Source organism: Rhodoferax saidenbachensis (assembly GCF_031457975.1).
Taxonomy (GTDB): domain Bacteria; phylum Pseudomonadota; class Gammaproteobacteria; order Burkholderiales; family Burkholderiaceae_C; genus Allorhodoferax; species Allorhodoferax saidenbachensis_A.
On the sequence record NZ_JAVDXO010000012.1, the window covers coordinates 49,473 to 65,872 of the forward strand.

The following is a 16,400-nucleotide window of genomic DNA, read 5'->3' on the forward strand; positions in this document are numbered from 1 at the left end:
CTTACAAGTATTCCGCCGCTGGCGTACACACGATCTGATTGCGGCCACGGGCCTTTGCGTCGTATAGCGCGGCGTCTGCGCGCTGCAGTGCTTTCTCGATCGCTTCCCCATTGCGGTAGGGGGTCACGCCAATGGAGACCGTCATTTTTACGCAATCATCTCCGACAGGCACTTCAATGTCGGCCACCTTGGCGCGAACTCTTTCCAGGCAGATTTGACCGACCGAAACATCAGTGCCGGTCAGCAAGGCCACGAATTCTTCGCCACCCCAGCGTGCCAGTGTGTCGTTGGCGCGAAGGTTGTTTTGTACGACGGCGGAGAATACTTGCAAGGCTCGGTCTCCAACTTGATGCCCGTATTTGTCGTTGATACGTTTGAAATGATCAATATCCAGCATGGCCAGCAGCAATGGCGAGGAGGACCTCTGTGCGCGCTGCACTTCCTCCCGCATTTTTTCCAGCATAAACCGGCGATTGACCAATCCCGTGAGTTCGTCTCGCGTGGCAATGATTTGTATCTGGTCGAGGGCTTCGACCAACTGGTTTTTTTGTTTGCGCATATGCGCGCTCATTTGCTGCAGGCGCCATGTTAAAAAAGTGGTGGCCGACAACACGATGAAAAGAATAAAGAAATAAGCCAGGAAAAGTTCGGGAGACTCGTCAGTAGACACGTAGCGCAGCGTGTACGCTGCCGCCGCACCAAACAGGACCAGGGCATAGACCGCAACCAGCACCACCTGGCGCATGGATAAGCCGAACATGCCAAACATCAGCACCACGGAAAGTATGGGCAACGTCACGCCCAGGCCATGGCCGGCAACGATGAAAGCGGCGGCGTTGCAGGCGATGGCGAAGAGCATTTGCAAAAATGCAAGGGAGGGGTCCGCCATGCGCAAAGAAAAACCGCTGCGGATCAGGACGTAGAACACCACCAACCCCGCAATGCAGACGAGGGCCCATGCATCCACATCCCCCATCCCTTGGATGCCGACCATACGCATGAAATAGAGCACACCAATGCATGCAAGCATCAACATCGCCGCCAGCAAGAATTGGCTGGTGCGAATGCGCATCGGCTTTTGCTCGCCGAGCAAATAATTCGAAGCCCGCTGGATTCGTCGGCCCATGGTCAAAATGCTTTCAGGTCCTTCAACGGTCGGAAATTCCGCTTCCCGCTTTATTGCTGCGGGACATGACCGTACCAAAGCTCAGCGCGCCTGGAGGGTGTCTCGGGTGACATCAAGGGGTTCACAAGTTCAATCACTGTACGCTCATTCAACCGTGCCTTGCGTATGGCCCCACCCCAGTACTCTTCAAAGAGCTTATTGAAAGACCCATCTGCAATAGCCTTCTCCAAGCCCTCGCGGATGTCATTGGCCAACTTCACATTCTGCTTATTGACGAAAAAGTAGGAGTCGTAGAAATAGTGCAGGGCAAGGTGGGGCTCGATTTGCATCGTGGCCTTGTTTTCGTCAAGCTCGCTCCATATTTCCATGACGCTTCGGGGAAAGTAGTCAAAACGTTTGGCAGTCAGCATCTTGAACAGGCTTTCATACGTGGCACCCGGGATGACATTGATTCCACTGCCTTCCAGTATCTGGGTATCCGGCCACTCATGGCCTTGCGCAAGCCGTACGCGTCGCAAATCTTCCAACGTCTTGACGTTTGCGAGCAAGCCTTCATCACCTTTGCGGATCAGGCCCAGGCGCCAGCCAAGCAGTCCTTTGTTGAGAGGAATCCGGATGGGCAACAGGCGCGCCTCGCGCTCGGCGGACGTGGGAATGGGGCCGACATCGATAGTGCGTCCCGCCTCCAACTCGCGAACCTGTCTCTCCTGGTTCATCGGAATGGACGGGTACACAATCTGGTACTTTGTCTGTGTTTTAGACAGTGCGAGCTCCAGAAGTTTGCGAGGGTACTCGTACCGCTGGTCTCCGCTGGTTTCGGGTATGGGATACCGTACGAATTCCACGCATGAGGCGCTCATAGAGTTGAGCGCTAAGACGAGGAAAAATACGGAACGGGCAAATTTCTTCACCCGAATTTCTTTTCTTTTTTCTAGCATGACTTGTCTCCTCGGCATCTGGCGAAGCAAGCAATGTCTCCATGCATGCCCTCATCGGTGCTCTCGGGAAAGTCTACTCCTTCGCTACTGCCAAGGCGACAAACGCAAATGCACCGCTATTGAATTCGTAGAGCCTGTCGCCCCAATTACAGGGATTCACTGCCAATCGGGCTTAAATTCTGCGCATGGGAAATCTCTATCTTGTACGCCACGGGCAGGCTTCGTTTGGGGCCGCGGACTACGACAACCTCAGCGAGCAGGGCCACCGGCAGAGCGTGCGACTGGGGGAATATTTTGCGCACAAAGGGCTGCAGTTTGAGGCGGTTATCGTCGGCACGCTGCGCCGCCACGCACAAACCTGGGCAGGCCTTGCCAAGGGGGCAGGGTTGACGCACGAGGCACTTGAGTGGCCAGGCCTGAACGAGTACGACAGCGAAGCCGTGATCAAAGCTATCCACCCCGGGCCGCTGGACAAACCCGACACGCCCGAGATGGTCCGCCACCACTTCCGCCTGCTGCGCGATGGTCTGACACAATGGATGAATGGCGTGGTCAGCCCGCAGGGCATGCCCCACTATGACGACTTTGTGCGGGGTGTGACCAGCGCGCTGGACCACGTGCGCCAGCACCACACAGGCAATGTGCTGATTGTCAGCAGCGGCGGTCCCATCGCCACCGCCGTGGGCCATGTGCTGGGCACCACGCCCGAAACGACGATTGAACTGAACCTGCGCATCCGCAACAGCTCGGTCACCGAGCTGGCCTACACGCCCAAGCGCCACATGCTGGTGACCTACAACACCCTGCCCCATCTGGACGACGCGCAGTACGCGGACTGGGTCACCTACTCCTAGCCCCCTGTCTACCAGGCTCCGCGCCCCAAAAGCCAACTGGCACGCCTTGTGCTTGGAACCCTCTGTTGGACCGTCCAGAGGAAAACAATGCACCGATTCGGAACGAAGTGGCTGGCCCCTTTGCTGGGAATTTGTGTTTTGGCATGGAGTGTGTCTAGCTACGCCCAAGCTGCGGCAGGCACGGTGACGGAGACTGCCCCGGCCGCAGCGGCGGCGGTTGTCCCATCGCCCCCTCCACCAAGCAAACCCAGCCTGGTCGGCCAAGACACGATCAACGGCGCCGACACCGCCTGGATGATGACCAGCACGGCGCTGGTGCTCCTGATGACGCTGCCCGGCATTGCCCTGTTTTACGGCGGCATGGTGCGCAAGAAGAGCGTGATCAACACCATGGCAAGCGTCGTGGCGATTGCAGCCATGATCAGCCTGCTGTGGTTTGCGGTGGGCTATTCGCTGGCCTTCACCCCCGGCAGCAGCTGGCTGGGTGGCACCGACCGCCTGTGGTTCAGCGGGCTCAATTACCTGAAGGAAGCCGGCCAGGTGGCCGTGAGCCATGTGGCGCCCAACGTGCCCGAGTCGGTCTACGCCATGTTCCAGCTCACCTTTGCCATCATCACCGCGGCACTGATCGTGGGTGCGTTTGTAGAGCGCATGCGCTTCTCGGCCATGCTGTGGTTCATCGGCATGTGGTCCATCGTGGTCTACGCGCCCATTGCCCACTGGGTGTGGGAGCCGGGCGGCTGGCTGGTGCAGATGGGCGTGCTGGACTTTGCAGGTGGCTCGGTGGTGCACATCAACGCCGGCATCTCGGGCCTGGTGTGCGCCTACATGCTGGGCGCACGCAAAGGCTATGGCAAAGAGCCGTTTGAGCCCTTCAACCTGGGCCTGACCATGGCCGGCGCAGGCCTGCTGTGGGTGGGCTGGTTTGGTTTCAATGCCGGCTCGGCGGTCGCGTCCGACGGACGTGCCGGTCTGGCCATGGCGGTGACACACATTGCCGCTTCAGCAGGCGCCATCTCCTGGATGCTGGGCGAGTGGGTCATGCGCGGACGCCCCTCGCTCTTGGGCCTGTGCTCAGGGCTGGTGGCAGGGCTGGTGGCGATCACCCCGGCTGCAGGTTTTGTCACCCCACGCGACGCGGTCATCTTTGGTGCTGTGGCGGGCCTCGCCTGCTACTGGGGTGCCACAGGGCTCAAGCGCATGCTCAATGCAGACGACTCGCTGGATGTGTTTGGCGTGCACGGCATTGGCGGCATCGTGGGCTCGCTGATGACGGGCTACTTTGCCAGCAAGAATATTTCGGGCGTGACTGGCAGCGTAGCCATCCAGGCAATAGGTGTGCTGGCGGTGCTGGCGTACAGCGGCCTCATGAGCTGGGCGCTGCTGTGGCTGACCAAAGTGATTGTGGGCTTGCGGGTGGACGAAAACTCCGAACTCGTGGGCCTGGATGTCTCCCAGCATCGGGAGCACATGGGTACCTGACAGTGAAACTCAAAGGAGTGTTGCATGTTGAACAGTGAAAAGCTGGCGATAGCCGCCCATTTGCATGTGCTGTTGCGGCGCAAGACCGGGCGTGTGACCGACACTGAATGGATGGCCAGCAACACCGAATACGCCGCCGAGATCGTGCGCTTTGCGCGTGCCAGCGCAGAGGAAGACGGCCACACCGACCTGGCCGATTGGGCCGCCAAGCTGGAACTGGCCATGGTGCCGCAGCCCCCCAGGCCCGTGCGGGACCGGCTATTTGGCGTGGTGGGCGGCAACACCAAGCCCGCACCCCTGCCCGGCGCCTCCGACTCACTGTTTGGCGCCACGGAAAGCGAAGCACACCGCTACGTCCGCGGCATTCGTTAGCCGGCGCACAGCGCGACGCCAAAGTCCGCGCACAATGCGGCGATGCCTATTTACCGCACCACTGCTTTCTCCACACTGACGCTGCTGTTCCTGTTGGGCCTCAGCCAAGCCACTGCGGCCAAGCCCGCAAAACTACAGACGCTCACCAACACCCTGGGGATGAAGTTGGTACGCATTCCCGCAGGCAGTTTTCGCATGGGCAGCAACGAGTCCGTCGCCAGCCTGCAAAAGGCCTACCCGCTGGCCGAGCGCGAGCGGCTGGAAGCGCTGAAAGACGAAGCCCCGGTGCACACCGTGCGCATCAGCCATGCGTTTTACATGGGGCAGACAGAGGTGACCGTGGGCCAGTTCCGGCGTTTTCTGCAGGTATCAGACTACGTACCTGAATCAGAGGCCGATGGCACCGGAGGCTACGGCTACAACCCCGACTACAACCCCGCCAAGAGTGTGCGCGGCGATGCCTTTGAAGGCCGCGACCCGCGCTACAGCTGGCGCAACCCCGGCTTTGCGCAGGACGACAGCCACCCCGTGGTCAACATCACCTGGAACGACGCGCAGGCCCTGGCGCAGTGGCTGAGCCAGAAGGAGGGCCGCCACTACCGCCTGCCCACCGAGGCCGAGTGGGAGTACGCGGCCCGCGCCGGCACCCGCACGCGCTACCACAGCGGCGACGCCCCGCTGTCCCTGCTGAAGGTGGCCAACACCTTTGACGCAAGCGCCAAACCGTTGTGGCCCAAATTTGCCGCCAACGCACTGGCGGGCGATGATGGCTTTGCCTTCACGGCTCCGGTGGCCAGCTTCAAGCCCAATGCCTTTGGCCTGTACGACATGCATGGCAACGCCTGGGAATGGACCAACGATTGGTATGGCGAGGACTATTACGCACACTCCCCAACCACCGACCCGCAGGGCCCCAAAGAAGGCAATGTGGTTGTGCGACGCGGCGGCTCGTGGCACACCTGGGCGCTGTATGCGCGCGCCAGCTACCGCAACTGGAATTCACCCCAGACGCGCTACACGCTGGTGGGCATGCGGCTGGTGATGGACGCGCCGAACTAAGCCCTAGTTGCGCAGTGTGTCGGCCGGCAGCTGGTGGATTTCGGCCAGCGTCTGCGCCAAAGCGCGCCCGGCGGCGTCCAGCACGGCGCGGCCCTTATCGGCCGTGGCCGCTGCAGCATGGCCCACCGCACCAGCCGCGTTGTAGTCTTGCATCTGCCAGCCCAGCTTGGCGCTTTTACCGTTGCCAAGGATGGTGAATTTTTTGGCGCGGTCTTCGGACGTGGACGCAAAGTTTTGCGCCTGCGCCATCACCACCTGGTCCGGCGCCAGCGCCAGCATCATGGAGGTTTCGATCTCACCCGCATGGATGCCAAAGCGGTGCTCGTGGGCGCTGAACAGCGCATTCACGTCTTCACCCGCCGGGCCAGTCAGCGGCAGGCCAAACCAGTTCACGCTGTAGACCAGCATGCCCAGCCGTGCACGCAGGTCGCGCGCCACCACATCCAGCAAGCCCACCTGACCCCCATGCGAATTGAGCAGCACGAGTTTTTTCACGCCGGTGGCCGCCACGCTTTCTCCGAGTTCGGTCCAGAGGCGGATCACGGTGTCGGCCTTCAGCGTCAGCGTGCCGGGAAAGCGCGCGTGTTCAGGGCTGAAGCCCACGGCTTGCGTGGGTAAAAACAGGGCGGGAACGTCTGTCGGAATGTGCGGCACGGCAGCGGCCACCACGCCATCGACCAGGGCCGTGTCCACGCGCAGCGGCAGGTGCGGGCCATGCTGCTCCGTGGCTGCCACCGGTAGCACGGCAATGGTGGCGTCCAATCGCCCGGCATCACGCTGCTGCGTAAAGTCGCGCGTGCTCCAGTCGGCCCAAAAACGAGAAGGGTTTTGCATGCGCCTATCTTAGGCCAGGCTAGGTGGCCAGCGCCTCGGGCTCCACACTCTCCATAGCCAGCACGGGCGCATGGCGCGGCAGCAGCAAGCTGAAGGTCGCGCCCTCGCCGGGGTTGCTGGCCACGTGCACCGTTCCGCCCAGCGAACGCGTCACCAGGTTGTAGACAATGTTCAACCCCAAGCCGCTGCCGCCCTGGCCCAGCTTGGTGGTGAAGAAGGGGTCAAACACCCGCGGCAGATGGGCCGACGGAATACCCACCCCGTTGTCGCTGACCTGCAGGCGCACGGCGCCATCAGGCGTAAGGCTGGCCGCCACCTGCACGCAACCCTGGTCCACGCCGTCAAACGCGTGGAGCAAGGCGTTGTTGATGAGATTGGTGATGACCTGGCCCAGCGGGCCGGGGTAGCTGTCCATGACGATGTCGGGCGCGATGTCGCAAAGCACGCGGTGGTTGGACTTGCGGATGGTGGGGCCCAGCGTGAGCAAGATTTCGCTCACCGTCGCGTGCAGGTCAAAGGTGCGGCGGTTTAGGCTGGTCTGGTCCACCGCCACCTGCTTGAAGCTGGACACCAGCTCGGCCGCATGCTGCAAGCCGCGCATGAGGATGCCCGCGCCCTGGCGCGTGTTGCCCACAAACTCTTCGAGCCGGCTGCGCGTGAGGCCCTGGGCCATGCTGCTGGAGAAAGCATTTGCGTGGTCTTGCAGCGTACTGGCCACGGTCAGGCTGTTGCCAATGGGGGTGTTGAGCTCGTGCGCAATGCCGGCCACCAGCGAGCCCAGTGCCGACATTTTTTCAGCCCGCACCAGTTCGGCCTGGGCCACTGTCAGCTGGGTCAGCGTGGCCGAGAGCTCTTGCGTGCGCTCTTCCACGCGGTGCTCCAGCGTGGCGTTGAGCTGCAGAATGTTTTCTTCGTAACGGTGTTTGGCGGTGATGTCGTCAAACGCCATGATGAGCACGCGGTCGGTGCCCAGCTGCACCACGCGGCCGGACAACTCGCACAGCATGGGATCGCGGGATTGGCCGCGTTGCATCCAAGACTTGAAGCCCTCCAGCTCGCCCGTGGCCTTCAGAATGCGCAGCGCCTCCTGGCGCGAGGCCACGTCGCGCCAGATGCCGGTATGGGCGCCGTTGGAGCCGATCACGGCCGTGCGATCCAACCCGAACACGCGTACCCAGGCGGAATTCACGTCCACGGTCAGCACATCGGGGTCCACCATGGAAACCGACATGGCGATGGGCGAGGCATCAAAAATGGCGGCGAACTTGGTCTGGCTCACGCGCAGGGCTTCTTCGGTGCGTTTGCGCTCGGCCAGCTCGGTTTGCAGGGCCGCGGTTTTTTGTGCGCGCTCAGACATCAGGGCCGCCAGGTCGGTGCGCATGGTGTCCAACGCATGGGCCAGCTCGCCCATTTCGTCTTGGCGCTGCCAGGCCAGGGGTTGGTCCAGCTCGCCGCGGGCCAGGCGCGAGGCGTCTTCGCGCAGCTGCAGCAGGGGTTTGAGCACACGCCGATTGAACAGCGGCCAGATGAACAGGAAGGCCAGCGCCATTTGCACCAGCAGGGCCAGCATGAAGCGCATCAGGTCCTGGCGCATTTCGCGCTCGATGCGCTCGGGGCTCATCTCCACGGTGAGCCGGCCGACGCGTGCGCCGTTGTACGAGATATCGCGCTGGTCCGTCAGCGTGGGAACGGTGGGTACGGCCTCGCTGTGCTTGCGCACAAACACGTCGCGGAATTCGTCGGTCACGGTGACACTGACCACATCGGGGTTGCGCATCACGGCGTCCACCAGCTCGCTGGCCACACCGCGGTCCAGGTTCCACACCGCCACGGCCATGCCGCGCGAGAGCACCTCGGCGTACTGGCGCATGGGGGCTTCGACCCGCAGTTTGACCTCGGTTTCTAGCTTGCTGGTGACCTGGAAGTAGGCGAGAAACAAGGCCGGCAACAAGATCCCCAGCGCGGCCCCGAGCATCAGCGTCTGGCGCAATGACAGACTCGGAAATTTCCCCGCAAAGCCGTTTTTTTGGACCAACCTGACGCCCCCAGAAATGGAATATCACACCGCCGTGCGCAAAGTATCGTTGGGCAACTTGGGTATGGTCAAGCAAAAGGCACGCCGCAGGTGCCCCCTATGATGCCGCCATGTCTTCCCCGCGCCCCCGCAATGCCACTGGCGAATCCTTCTTTGCATGGGACGGCGACACGCTGGTGGTGAACATCCTGGGCAAGCCCGCCGCCAGCAAGGACGCCATTGGCAAGCCGCTGGGCACGCAGCTCAAGGTCAGCGTGACGGCCGCCCCCAAGGACGGTCGGGCCACCGACCACATGGTGCGTTTTCTGGCGCCGCTGTTTGGCGTGACCGTGGCCGACATCACCGTGGTGTTCGGACGCGAGAGCGTGCACAAACAGCTGCGCATCCGTGCGCCCCAAAAACTGCCTGCGGTGTTCACGCAATAAGACCGCCCCGGAACTTTCGACCGCCCAACCGCTCCCACACTGCCATGACCTCTCGCGCTCCCCTCTTCTCTCGCCGCTGGGCACTTCCATTTGCTTCTTTTTTGATAGCTGCCAGCGCAATGGTGACGGAGGCTAGCGCCCAAATTTCCATACAAACCACAGGCAGCAGCATGCCCAGCACTGCCAGCAGTGTGGTGCAGACTGAGCAGGTGCGCGCCGAGCTGGTGGCCCATGCGCCGGACGGCGTGGGACCAGGCAAGACCGTGTGGCTGGGCCTGCAACTGCAGCACCAGCCACACTGGCACACCTACTGGAAGAACCCCGGCGACTCCGGCCTGCCCACGCAGCTGCAGTGGACGCTGCCGGCCGGTGCCACAGCGGGTGACATTGCCTGGCCCACACCGCAAAAAATCGCCATTGGCAGCCTGGCCAACCTGGGCTACGAGGGCACGGTGCTGCTGCCCGTGCCGCTGACGCTGGGCGCGGACTTCCGCCCCGGCGCGCTGACGCAGGACCTGGAGGTGCGCCTCTCGGCCAGCTGGTTGGTCTGCCGGCAGGAGTGCATTCCGCAAGAAGGCCAGTTTGCGCTGCGCCTGCCGCTACGCAGCTCCACCGCTGGCCAGGCGGCCGACTTCACCAAGGCCTGGGCCGCCGCACCCCAAGCCTTTGCCGGGAAGGTGGCTGCGGAAGTCCACGCCCAAAGCATGGCGCTGCAGGTCAGCGGCCTGCCCGCTGCTTGGCGCGGCAAGGCTGTGCAAGCCTTCCCCGAAACCACCGAGCTGCTGAACACCCCGGCCCTGCCAGCATCCGGCGACGGCGTGGCCAGCAAGACCGCCAGCCGCGCGGGCGAGCAAGGCTGGCAGGATGGCGTGTGGACCGCGTCTGTGCCGCTTTCGCCCCAGCGCTCCACCAGCCCCACCGCCGTGGCCTGGGTGCTGGTGCAGGGCGATGCCCGGCTGCGTGCCGAGGTGCCGATCACCGGCACTTGGTCCAAGACCGAGGCCCCGCTGCAGGTGTCGCCCGCGCTGCAGGCGGCGCTGGACGCCAATGCCCAGGTGCCTACGGCGAATGCCGTGCCCGGCAGCCTGCTGTGGGTCCTGCTGACCGCACTGCTGGGCGGGCTGATCCTGAACCTCATGCCCTGCGTGTTCCCGGTGCTGGCCATCAAGGTGCTGGGCTTTGCCACCCAGTCTGGCCAGTCGCGCACGGCGCAACGCGCCCAGGGCTTGGCCTACACGGCCGGCGTGGTGCTGTCGTTTCTGGCGCTGGGCGGCCTGCTGCTGGCGCTGCGCGCGGGCGGCGAGCAGCTGGGCTGGGGCTTTCAGCTGCAGTCGCCCGGCGTCATCGTGGCGTTGGCGCTGCTGTTTACGCTCATCGCGCTGAACCTGGCGGGCTGGCTCAACGTGGGCAGCGTGCTGCCGCAGCGCCTGGCCACGCTGCAGCTGCGCCACCCGGTGGCGGAGGCCTTCTTGTCCGGCGTGCTGGCCGTGGCCGTGGCCTCGCCCTGCACCGCGCCGTTCATGGGCGCGTCGCTGGGCTATGCCATCACGCTGCCGGGCGCACAGGCGCTTGCCATTTTTGCGGCGCTGGGCCTGGGCCTGGCGCTGCCCTACCTGCTGGCCAGCTGGGTGCCCACGGTCGGCCGCTGGTTGCCCAAGCCCGGCGCGTGGATGGACACGCTGCGCCACTTCATGGCCTTCCCCATGGCGGCCACGGTGGTGTGGCTGGTGTGGGTACTGGGGCATCTGAGCGGGGTGGACGGCGCCGGCAGCCTGCTCCTGCTGCTCCTGGGCCTGTGCATGCTGGTCTGGTCGTTGGGTCTGCAGGGTCGCAGCCGCGCGCTGCTTGCTACTGTTTCCATAGCTGTTTGCGCACTGTTTGCGTGGGCTAGCGGCCAATATCTCTTGGGATATGCCGATGCCACGGTGGAGAGCACCAGCACGGCCCCAGCCCCTGCAGCAGCCGGTCATGGCTGGCAGGCCTGGGCGCCCGGCAGCGTGCAGGTGGCGCTGGAGCAGGGCAAGCCGGTGTTTGTGGATTTCACCGCGGCCTGGTGCATCACCTGCCAGGTGAACAAGAAGACCACGCTGGCCAATGCGGAGGTGCAGGCCGACTTGGCGGCCAAGCAGGTCACGCTGCTGCGCGCCGACTGGACCCGGCGCGACCCCGCCATCACCCAAGCGCTGCAGGCGCTGGGCCGTAGTGGCGTGCCGGTGTATGTGCTCTACGCCCCGGGCAAGGCACCCGTGGTGCTGTCCGAAATCCTGACGCCCGGCGAGCTGCGCAGCGCCATTGCCACCCTCTAGAGCCTGACCATGACCACACCCTTGACCGAAGCCCAGACCATTGCCCACCTGGTGAGCAAGCCCTTGACCGTGGCCGTGGTGGGCCTGTCCCCCAAGACTCACCGCGACAGTTTTGGCGTGGCGCAGTACATGCAGGCCCACGGCTGGCGCATCGTGCCCATCAACCCCAATGCCAGCGAGATCCTGGGCGAGAAGGCCTACCCCACGCTGACCGAGGCTGCGCAGCACGAACGCATCGAGCTGGTCAATGTGTTCCGTAACAGCGCCGATGTGCCGCCCGTGGTGGACGAGGCCATCGCCATTGGCGCACCCGCCATCTGGCTGCAGTTGGGCATTGCGCACGAGGTGGCCGCGGCCAAGGCGCGCGCCGCGGGCCTGCTGGTGGTGCAAAACAAGTGCCTGAAGGTGGAACACGCGCGCCACGCCTGAGCCCGAAGCAGCTTGCGCCAGCGCAAGGCCGGGGTGGCCTTGGCCTGCGACAATCGGTCTATGACCGACACCACCTTCGACACCCTGCACAACCCCACGTTTTTACAAGCCTGCATGCGCCAGGCCACGCCCCACACCCCCGTGTGGCTGATGCGCCAGGCCGGGCGCTACCTGCCCGAGTACGTGGCCACGCGCGCCAAGGCCGGCAGCTTCATGGGCCTGGCCACCAACCGCGACTACGCCACCGAGGTGACCCTGCAGCCGCTGGACCGCTACCCGCTGGACGCGGCCATCCTGTTCTCCGACATCCTGACCGTGCCCGATGCCATGGGCCTGGGTCTGTCGTTTGCCCAGGGCGAAGGCCCGCGCTTTGCCTTCCCCGTGCGGGATGAGGCCGCAGTGGCCAAGCTCGAAGTGCCCGACATGGCCAAGCTGCAGTACGTGTTTGACGCGGTCAGCAGCATCCGCAGCGCGCTGACCCAGGACGGCAAAGGCCGCGTGCCGCTCATCGGCTTTTCCGGCAGCCCCTGGACGCTGGCCTGCTACATGGTTGAGGGCAAGGGCTCAGACGACTACCGCTTGGTCAAGACCATGCTCTACAGCCGCCCCGACCTGATGCACAAGATGCTGGCCATCAACGCGGACTCGGTTGCCGCCTACCTGAACGCGCAGATCGACGCGGGTGCCCAAGCCGTGATGATTTTTGACAGCTGGGGCGGCGTGCTGGCCGACGGCGCTTTCCAGAGCTTCAGCCTGGCCTACACCGCGCGCGTGCTGGCCCAGCTCAAGCGCCACGGCGCTGATGGCAAGGTGGTGCCGCGCCTGGTGTTCACCAAAGGCGGTGGCCTGTGGCTGCAAGACATGAAGGCGCTGGACTGCGACGTGCTGGGCCTGGACTGGACCGTGAACCTGGGCACCGCACGTGCACTGGTGGGCGGCGCCGAATATGCACCGGGAACCAGCGGCCCCGGCAAGGCCCTGCAGGGCAACATCGACCCCAACGTGTTGTTTGCGCCACCCGCTGCTATCGAACTGGAAGTGGCCAAAGTGCTGGACAGCTTTGGTACGCCATTCCAGGGCGCGGGCACCGGCCCCACGCACATCTTCAACCTGGGCCACGGCATCAGCCAGTACACGCCGCCCGAGCATGTGGCGGCGCTGGTGGCCGCGGTGCACAGCCATTCCAAGCGCTTGCGTGCGTAATTTCATTACCACGATTCATGCACCAAACCAAACTCCAAGAAACTTACTTATGCACAAAAATGGGGGTGCTAGGGTTATCCCTTCCCCCGCATGGGGGATGGGCGCTATAAAAGCCATAGCGCTCGTAAGTGCTTGATTTATAAGGAGTTAAAAGTTTGCTTTTTTTCTGGGCATCGCAAGCAAACCCTTGATTTACAAGGCTCCAGACCCGGCCGGGCAGACATATCAACAAAGTTATCCACAGAAAACGTGAACGGCCTGTAAAGTTCTTTCAAATCAAGTACTTAGCCCTTATTTCGCCAGTTCACATCAATAAATTACCCCAAGTGCCGTTTCATCCCACAAATGCCTTTTCAGGCCCGGTGCAGCCCCCATGAGCTGCTGGTTGCCGGTGCTGGTCAACACCCCCGCACATGCCGCGCTGGGGCCGGTGCTGACCTACCAAAGTGAGCAGACACTACCTGCCGGAACGCTGGTGCGCGTGCCCTTGGGCAGCCGCGAAACCCTGGGTGTGGTGTGGGACGGGGCGGGGGCCGGGGCCACTGGCGAGTTCGATCCGGCCAAGGTGCGCGCCATCGCGGGCGCGCTGGAAGGCATCGCACCGCTGACGGCGCAGTGGCAACAACTGCTTACATTTGCAGCGAGCTACTACCAGCGCTCGGTGGGCGAGGTGGCACTGGCCGCACTGCCGCCGCAGTTGCGTGAACTCTCGCCCGAGCAAATGGCGCGCCGCCTCAAGCGCAAGAAACCGGCAGAAGGTGCCAGCGGCGCCGTGCTGGCCACCCCGGCCCTGACGCCCGAGCAAGCCACGGCGGTAGGCCAGATTGCCTCCCACCCGGGGCCATTCCTGCTGTTCGGCGCCACCGGCAGCGGCAAGACCGAGGTCTACCTGCACTGTGTACACAAGCTGCTGGCGGCCGATCCCGACGCCCAGGCACTCATCATGGTGCCCGAGATCAACCTCACGCCACAGCTGGAAGAACGTTTCAAGGCGCGCTTTGCCCCGCTGTACGGCGAGCACGCCGTGGTGAGCCTGCACAGCGGCATGACGAATCCGCAGCGCCTGAAAGCATGGCTGGCCGCGCACGGCGGCGTGGCGCGCATCGTGTTGGGCACGCGCATGGCGGTGTTTGCCAGCCTGCCCAAGTTGCGCCTGATCGTAGTGGACGAAGAACACGACCCCAGCTACAAAAGCAGCGAGGGTGCGCGCTACTCCGCGCGCGACCTGGCCGTGTACCGCGGCAAGCTTGAAGGCGCCAAGGTCATCCTCGGCTCGGCCACGCCCTCGCTGGAGAGCTGGCACCACAGCCGCCCCGCGGAAGACGGCGGACGCTACCTGCGTCTGCACATGCCCAGCCGCGTGGGCGAGGCATCGCGCCTGCCGCTGGTGCGCCGGGTGGACATGAACCACCAGCCGCGCAAGGCCGTGTTCTCCACCCAGCTGGTGGACGCCATCAAGGAGCGCGTGGCGCGCGGCGAGCAGTGCATGGTGTTTTTGAACCGACGCGGCTACGCCCCCGTGCTGGCCTGCGACGACTGTGGCTGGAAAAGCGAATGCCCGCACTGCAGCGCCTTCCGCGTGTTCCACAAGATCGACCGCACGCTGCGCTGCCACCACTGCGGCTTCACCGAGCGCGTGCCGCGCGCCTGCCCCACGTGTGGCAACGTAGACATCAGCCCCATAGGCCGTGGCACCGAACAGCTCGAAGAACACCTGGCGGAGCTGCTGGTGGACGTGCGGCGTGCCGGGTCGGTCACTCCCGAGAACCCGGACGGTGAGCACCTGCGCATCGCCCGCATCGACGCCGACTCCACCCGCCTTAAGGGCGCGCTGGAAGAACAGCTGGCCGCCGTGCACGCGGGCGATGTGGATGTGCTGGTGGGCACCCAGATGATTGCCAAGGGCCACGACTTCCGCCGCATCACGCTGGTAGCCGCCGTGAACCCCGACGGCGCCCTGTTCAGCAGCGACTTCCGCGCGCCCGAGCGCCTGTTCAGCCTCTTGATGCAGGCCGCCGGCCGCGCCGGGCGCGATGCAGCCCTGGGCGCGCAGAGCGAGGTGTGGATACAGACCTTCCAGCCCGCGCATCCGCTGTACGCCGCGCTCAAGGCCCACGACTACCCGGCGTTTGCCACACAGCAGTTGTTGGAGCGGGAGCAGGCCGCCATGCCGCCCTTCAGTGCCCAGGCCCTGGTGCGTGCCGATGCCAAAACGCAAGAAGCCGCGCAGGCGTTTTTGAACGCCGCACGCACGTTTGCGCAAACCGAAATGTTGCAGTGGGAGGGCTGGCCCCCCGTGCTGGACCAGCTCACGCTCTACCCCGCCGTGCCCATGACCATCCAGCGCATCGCCAACGTGGAACGCGCGCAGATGCTCATTGAGAGCCCCTCGCGCGCGGCGCTGCAGCAGTTCTTGAACGGCTGGCAAAACGTCCTGCACGCCACCCGCGGGCAACCGGAATGCAAGGGGCTGATCCGCTGGGCGATTGATGTGGATCCGTTGGCGATCTAAGACTGAATTTGGCTCTAGCCCACGTCAAATATGCGCTGGCAGCTACTGTTTTTATAGTGCCGCTTTTAAGATTTCACGCAAACGGGTGGGCGGGCCGGTGAACCGGGTATCCGTTCTCTGGCCCAGGCTCGCCGTCAACTGGAGTTGGTTCGCCTGAGATCGCTCATCAACACGGCGACGGCGCACGCCCTCTGTGGCAACGGCGAATCGGACCGGCGCCCGGACACCCAATTCACCGACTTAAAAACGTGTTGGCGTGAAAGACGCGCGCTCCAACAACATTCCTTTGAGGCCGGTAGTGGGGCCCGCGGGCGCAGGTTCGATTCGCGGTTGCCACAGAACAGGTGCGCCAACCAAGGTGTTAACGCAGAAGCCTCAACCCACCAAAAGAATCCGCCCGCGAGCTGAACCGGAGAACGCGGGCCACGCTGTCGGCCGTGCCAACCCGCAGGCGCAAATACAGCGCCTCAAAGAACTCAGGACTTGTCAGACACCCCAGGCAAGGGCAAGACTTCGGAACGCACCTCATTGGCCTGTACATCCACCACGTCCTCCGCAGTGGGCCGCGCAAAGCCACCCTGGCGATTCCAGCCACCCGCACTGAACTGCTGCGAGGCCTGGCGAAAACGCGTGAAAGTAGTGAAAAGGGCGGGCTTGCGGCCCCTGAGCAGGGACCACAGCACCGTAAGCAGTGCGGCAGTCACGGCCAGCGACAGCAGAGCCAGGGCAAACAGACTCACCCAGACCACCAGCACCAGCTTGAACACGCGGCGCAACACCTGGGCGACAAAATTCAACAACGTTTCCATGTGGCCATTTTGCACA

The 16,400-nt window shown here is 63.8% G+C and carries 14 protein-coding genes; 9 read left to right on the forward strand and 5 right to left on the reverse strand.

What is annotated here, in order from left to right:
• Nucleotide 1 precedes the first annotated feature (1 nt).
• Complete coding sequence (locus tag J2X15_RS19330; RefSeq protein ID WP_310346070.1) at nt 2-1,126, reverse strand: diguanylate cyclase; 1,125 nt, start codon at nt 1,124-1,126, stop codon at nt 2-4.
• A 50-nt stretch (nt 1,127-1,176) separates the two neighbouring features.
• The gene (locus tag J2X15_RS19335) at nt 1,177-2,064 is read right to left on the reverse strand and encodes a substrate-binding periplasmic protein (RefSeq protein WP_310346073.1); all 888 of its coding nucleotides are present in this window, start codon (nt 2,062-2,064) and stop codon (nt 1,177-1,179) included.
• Nucleotides 2,065-2,249: 185 nt separating this feature from the next.
• On the opposite strand from J2X15_RS19335, the gene J2X15_RS19340 reads away from it, so the two are divergent.
• The 4 genes from J2X15_RS19340 to J2X15_RS19355 all read left to right on the forward strand — a co-directional run bounded on the left by J2X15_RS19340 (nt 2,250) and on the right by J2X15_RS19355 (nt 5,831).
• Nucleotides 2,250-2,918 carry a histidine phosphatase family protein gene (locus tag J2X15_RS19340; RefSeq protein WP_310346074.1) on the forward strand — a complete coding sequence of 223 codons (669 nt, stop codon included), beginning with the start codon at nt 2,250-2,252 and terminating at the stop codon, nt 2,916-2,918.
• A gap of 294 nt (nt 2,919-3,212) precedes the next feature.
• Nucleotides 3,213-4,400, forward strand: coding sequence for an ammonium transporter (locus J2X15_RS19345; RefSeq protein ID WP_310346234.1), 1,188 nt, complete (start codon nt 3,213-3,215; stop codon nt 4,398-4,400).
• Nucleotides 4,401-4,424: 24 nt separating this feature from the next.
• Nucleotides 4,425-4,772 (forward strand): hypothetical protein, encoded by a 348-nt coding sequence (locus J2X15_RS19350; RefSeq protein ID WP_310346076.1) that lies wholly within the window; start codon nt 4,425-4,427, stop codon nt 4,770-4,772.
• A 42-nt stretch (nt 4,773-4,814) separates the two neighbouring features.
• Entirely contained in the window at nt 4,815-5,831 is a 1,017-nt protein-coding gene (locus J2X15_RS19355; protein WP_310346078.1) for a formylglycine-generating enzyme family protein, read from the forward strand.
• A gap of 3 nt (nt 5,832-5,834) precedes the next feature.
• Here J2X15_RS19355 and J2X15_RS19360 read toward each other — a convergent pair whose 3' ends face one another.
• Both J2X15_RS19360 and J2X15_RS19365 read right to left on the reverse strand, forming a co-directional pair.
• The gene (locus tag J2X15_RS19360; protein ID WP_310346081.1) at nt 5,835-6,665 is read right to left on the reverse strand and encodes a creatininase family protein; all 831 of its coding nucleotides are present in this window, start codon (nt 6,663-6,665) and stop codon (nt 5,835-5,837) included.
• A 19-nt stretch (nt 6,666-6,684) separates the two neighbouring features.
• On the reverse strand, nt 6,685-8,640 hold the full coding sequence (locus tag J2X15_RS19365; RefSeq protein WP_310346085.1) for a sensor histidine kinase: 1,956 nt from the start codon (nt 8,638-8,640) through the stop codon (nt 6,685-6,687).
• Nucleotides 8,641-8,810: 170 nt separating this feature from the next.
• Between J2X15_RS19365 and J2X15_RS19370 the strand changes: the two genes are divergently transcribed.
• The 5 genes from J2X15_RS19370 (at nt 8,811) to priA (ending at nt 15,575) form a co-directional block, all read left to right on the forward strand.
• On the forward strand, nt 8,811-9,125 hold the full coding sequence (locus tag J2X15_RS19370; RefSeq protein ID WP_310346089.1) for a DUF167 domain-containing protein: 315 nt from the start codon (nt 8,811-8,813) through the stop codon (nt 9,123-9,125).
• Between the two features lie 44 nt (nt 9,126-9,169).
• Nucleotides 9,170-11,431, forward strand: a complete 2,262-nt coding sequence (locus J2X15_RS19375) for a protein-disulfide reductase DsbD family protein (protein WP_409034311.1) — start codon at nt 9,170-9,172, stop codon at nt 11,429-11,431.
• A gap of 9 nt (nt 11,432-11,440) precedes the next feature.
• Nucleotides 11,441-11,860, forward strand: coding sequence for a CoA-binding protein (locus J2X15_RS19380; protein WP_310346090.1), 420 nt, complete (start codon nt 11,441-11,443; stop codon nt 11,858-11,860).
• Nucleotides 11,861-11,920: 60 nt separating this feature from the next.
• Complete coding sequence (gene hemE, locus J2X15_RS19385; RefSeq protein ID WP_310346092.1) at nt 11,921-13,063, forward strand: uroporphyrinogen decarboxylase; 1,143 nt, start codon at nt 11,921-11,923, stop codon at nt 13,061-13,063.
• 373 nt (nt 13,064-13,436) lie between these two features.
• The gene (gene priA / locus J2X15_RS19390) at nt 13,437-15,575 is read left to right on the forward strand and encodes a replication restart helicase PriA (protein ID WP_310346094.1); all 2,139 of its coding nucleotides are present in this window, start codon (nt 13,437-13,439) and stop codon (nt 15,573-15,575) included.
• Nucleotides 15,576-16,051: 476 nt separating this feature from the next.
• Here priA and J2X15_RS19395 read toward each other — a convergent pair whose 3' ends face one another.
• A complete protein-coding gene (locus J2X15_RS19395) occupies nt 16,052-16,384 on the reverse strand; it encodes a hypothetical protein (RefSeq protein WP_310346096.1) in 333 nt (110 codons plus the stop codon).
• Nucleotides 16,385-16,400: the final 16 nt, after the last annotated feature.

Coding starts and splice junctions, on each gene's coding strand:
- J2X15_RS19330 (WP_310346070.1), bottom strand. CDS start 1,126: ATGGGCCGACGAATCCAGCGGGCTTCGAATTATTTGCTCGGCGAGCAA.
- J2X15_RS19335 (WP_310346073.1), bottom strand. CDS start 2,064: ATGCTAGAAAAAAGAAAAGAAATTCGGGTGAAGAAATTTGCCCGTTCC.
- J2X15_RS19340 (WP_310346074.1), top strand. CDS start 2,250: ATGGGAAATCTCTATCTTGTACGCCACGGGCAGGCTTCGTTTGGGGCC.
- J2X15_RS19345 (WP_310346234.1), top strand. CDS start 3,213: ATGATGACCAGCACGGCGCTGGTGCTCCTGATGACGCTGCCCGGCATT.
- J2X15_RS19350 (WP_310346076.1), top strand. CDS start 4,425: ATGTTGAACAGTGAAAAGCTGGCGATAGCCGCCCATTTGCATGTGCTG.
- J2X15_RS19355 (WP_310346078.1), top strand. CDS start 4,815: ATGCCTATTTACCGCACCACTGCTTTCTCCACACTGACGCTGCTGTTC.
- J2X15_RS19360 (WP_310346081.1), bottom strand. CDS start 6,665: ATGCAAAACCCTTCTCGTTTTTGGGCCGACTGGAGCACGCGCGACTTT.
- J2X15_RS19365 (WP_310346085.1), bottom strand. CDS start 8,640: ATGCTCGGGGCCGCGCTGGGGATCTTGTTGCCGGCCTTGTTTCTCGCC.
- J2X15_RS19370 (WP_310346089.1), top strand. CDS start 8,811: ATGTCTTCCCCGCGCCCCCGCAATGCCACTGGCGAATCCTTCTTTGCA.
- J2X15_RS19375 (WP_409034311.1), top strand. CDS start 9,170: ATGACCTCTCGCGCTCCCCTCTTCTCTCGCCGCTGGGCACTTCCATTT.
- J2X15_RS19380 (WP_310346090.1), top strand. CDS start 11,441: ATGACCACACCCTTGACCGAAGCCCAGACCATTGCCCACCTGGTGAGC.
- hemE (WP_310346092.1), top strand. CDS start 11,921: ATGACCGACACCACCTTCGACACCCTGCACAACCCCACGTTTTTACAA.
- priA (WP_310346094.1), top strand. CDS start 13,437: ATGAGCTGCTGGTTGCCGGTGCTGGTCAACACCCCCGCACATGCCGCG.
- J2X15_RS19395 (WP_310346096.1), bottom strand. CDS start 16,384: ATGGAAACGTTGTTGAATTTTGTCGCCCAGGTGTTGCGCCGCGTGTTC.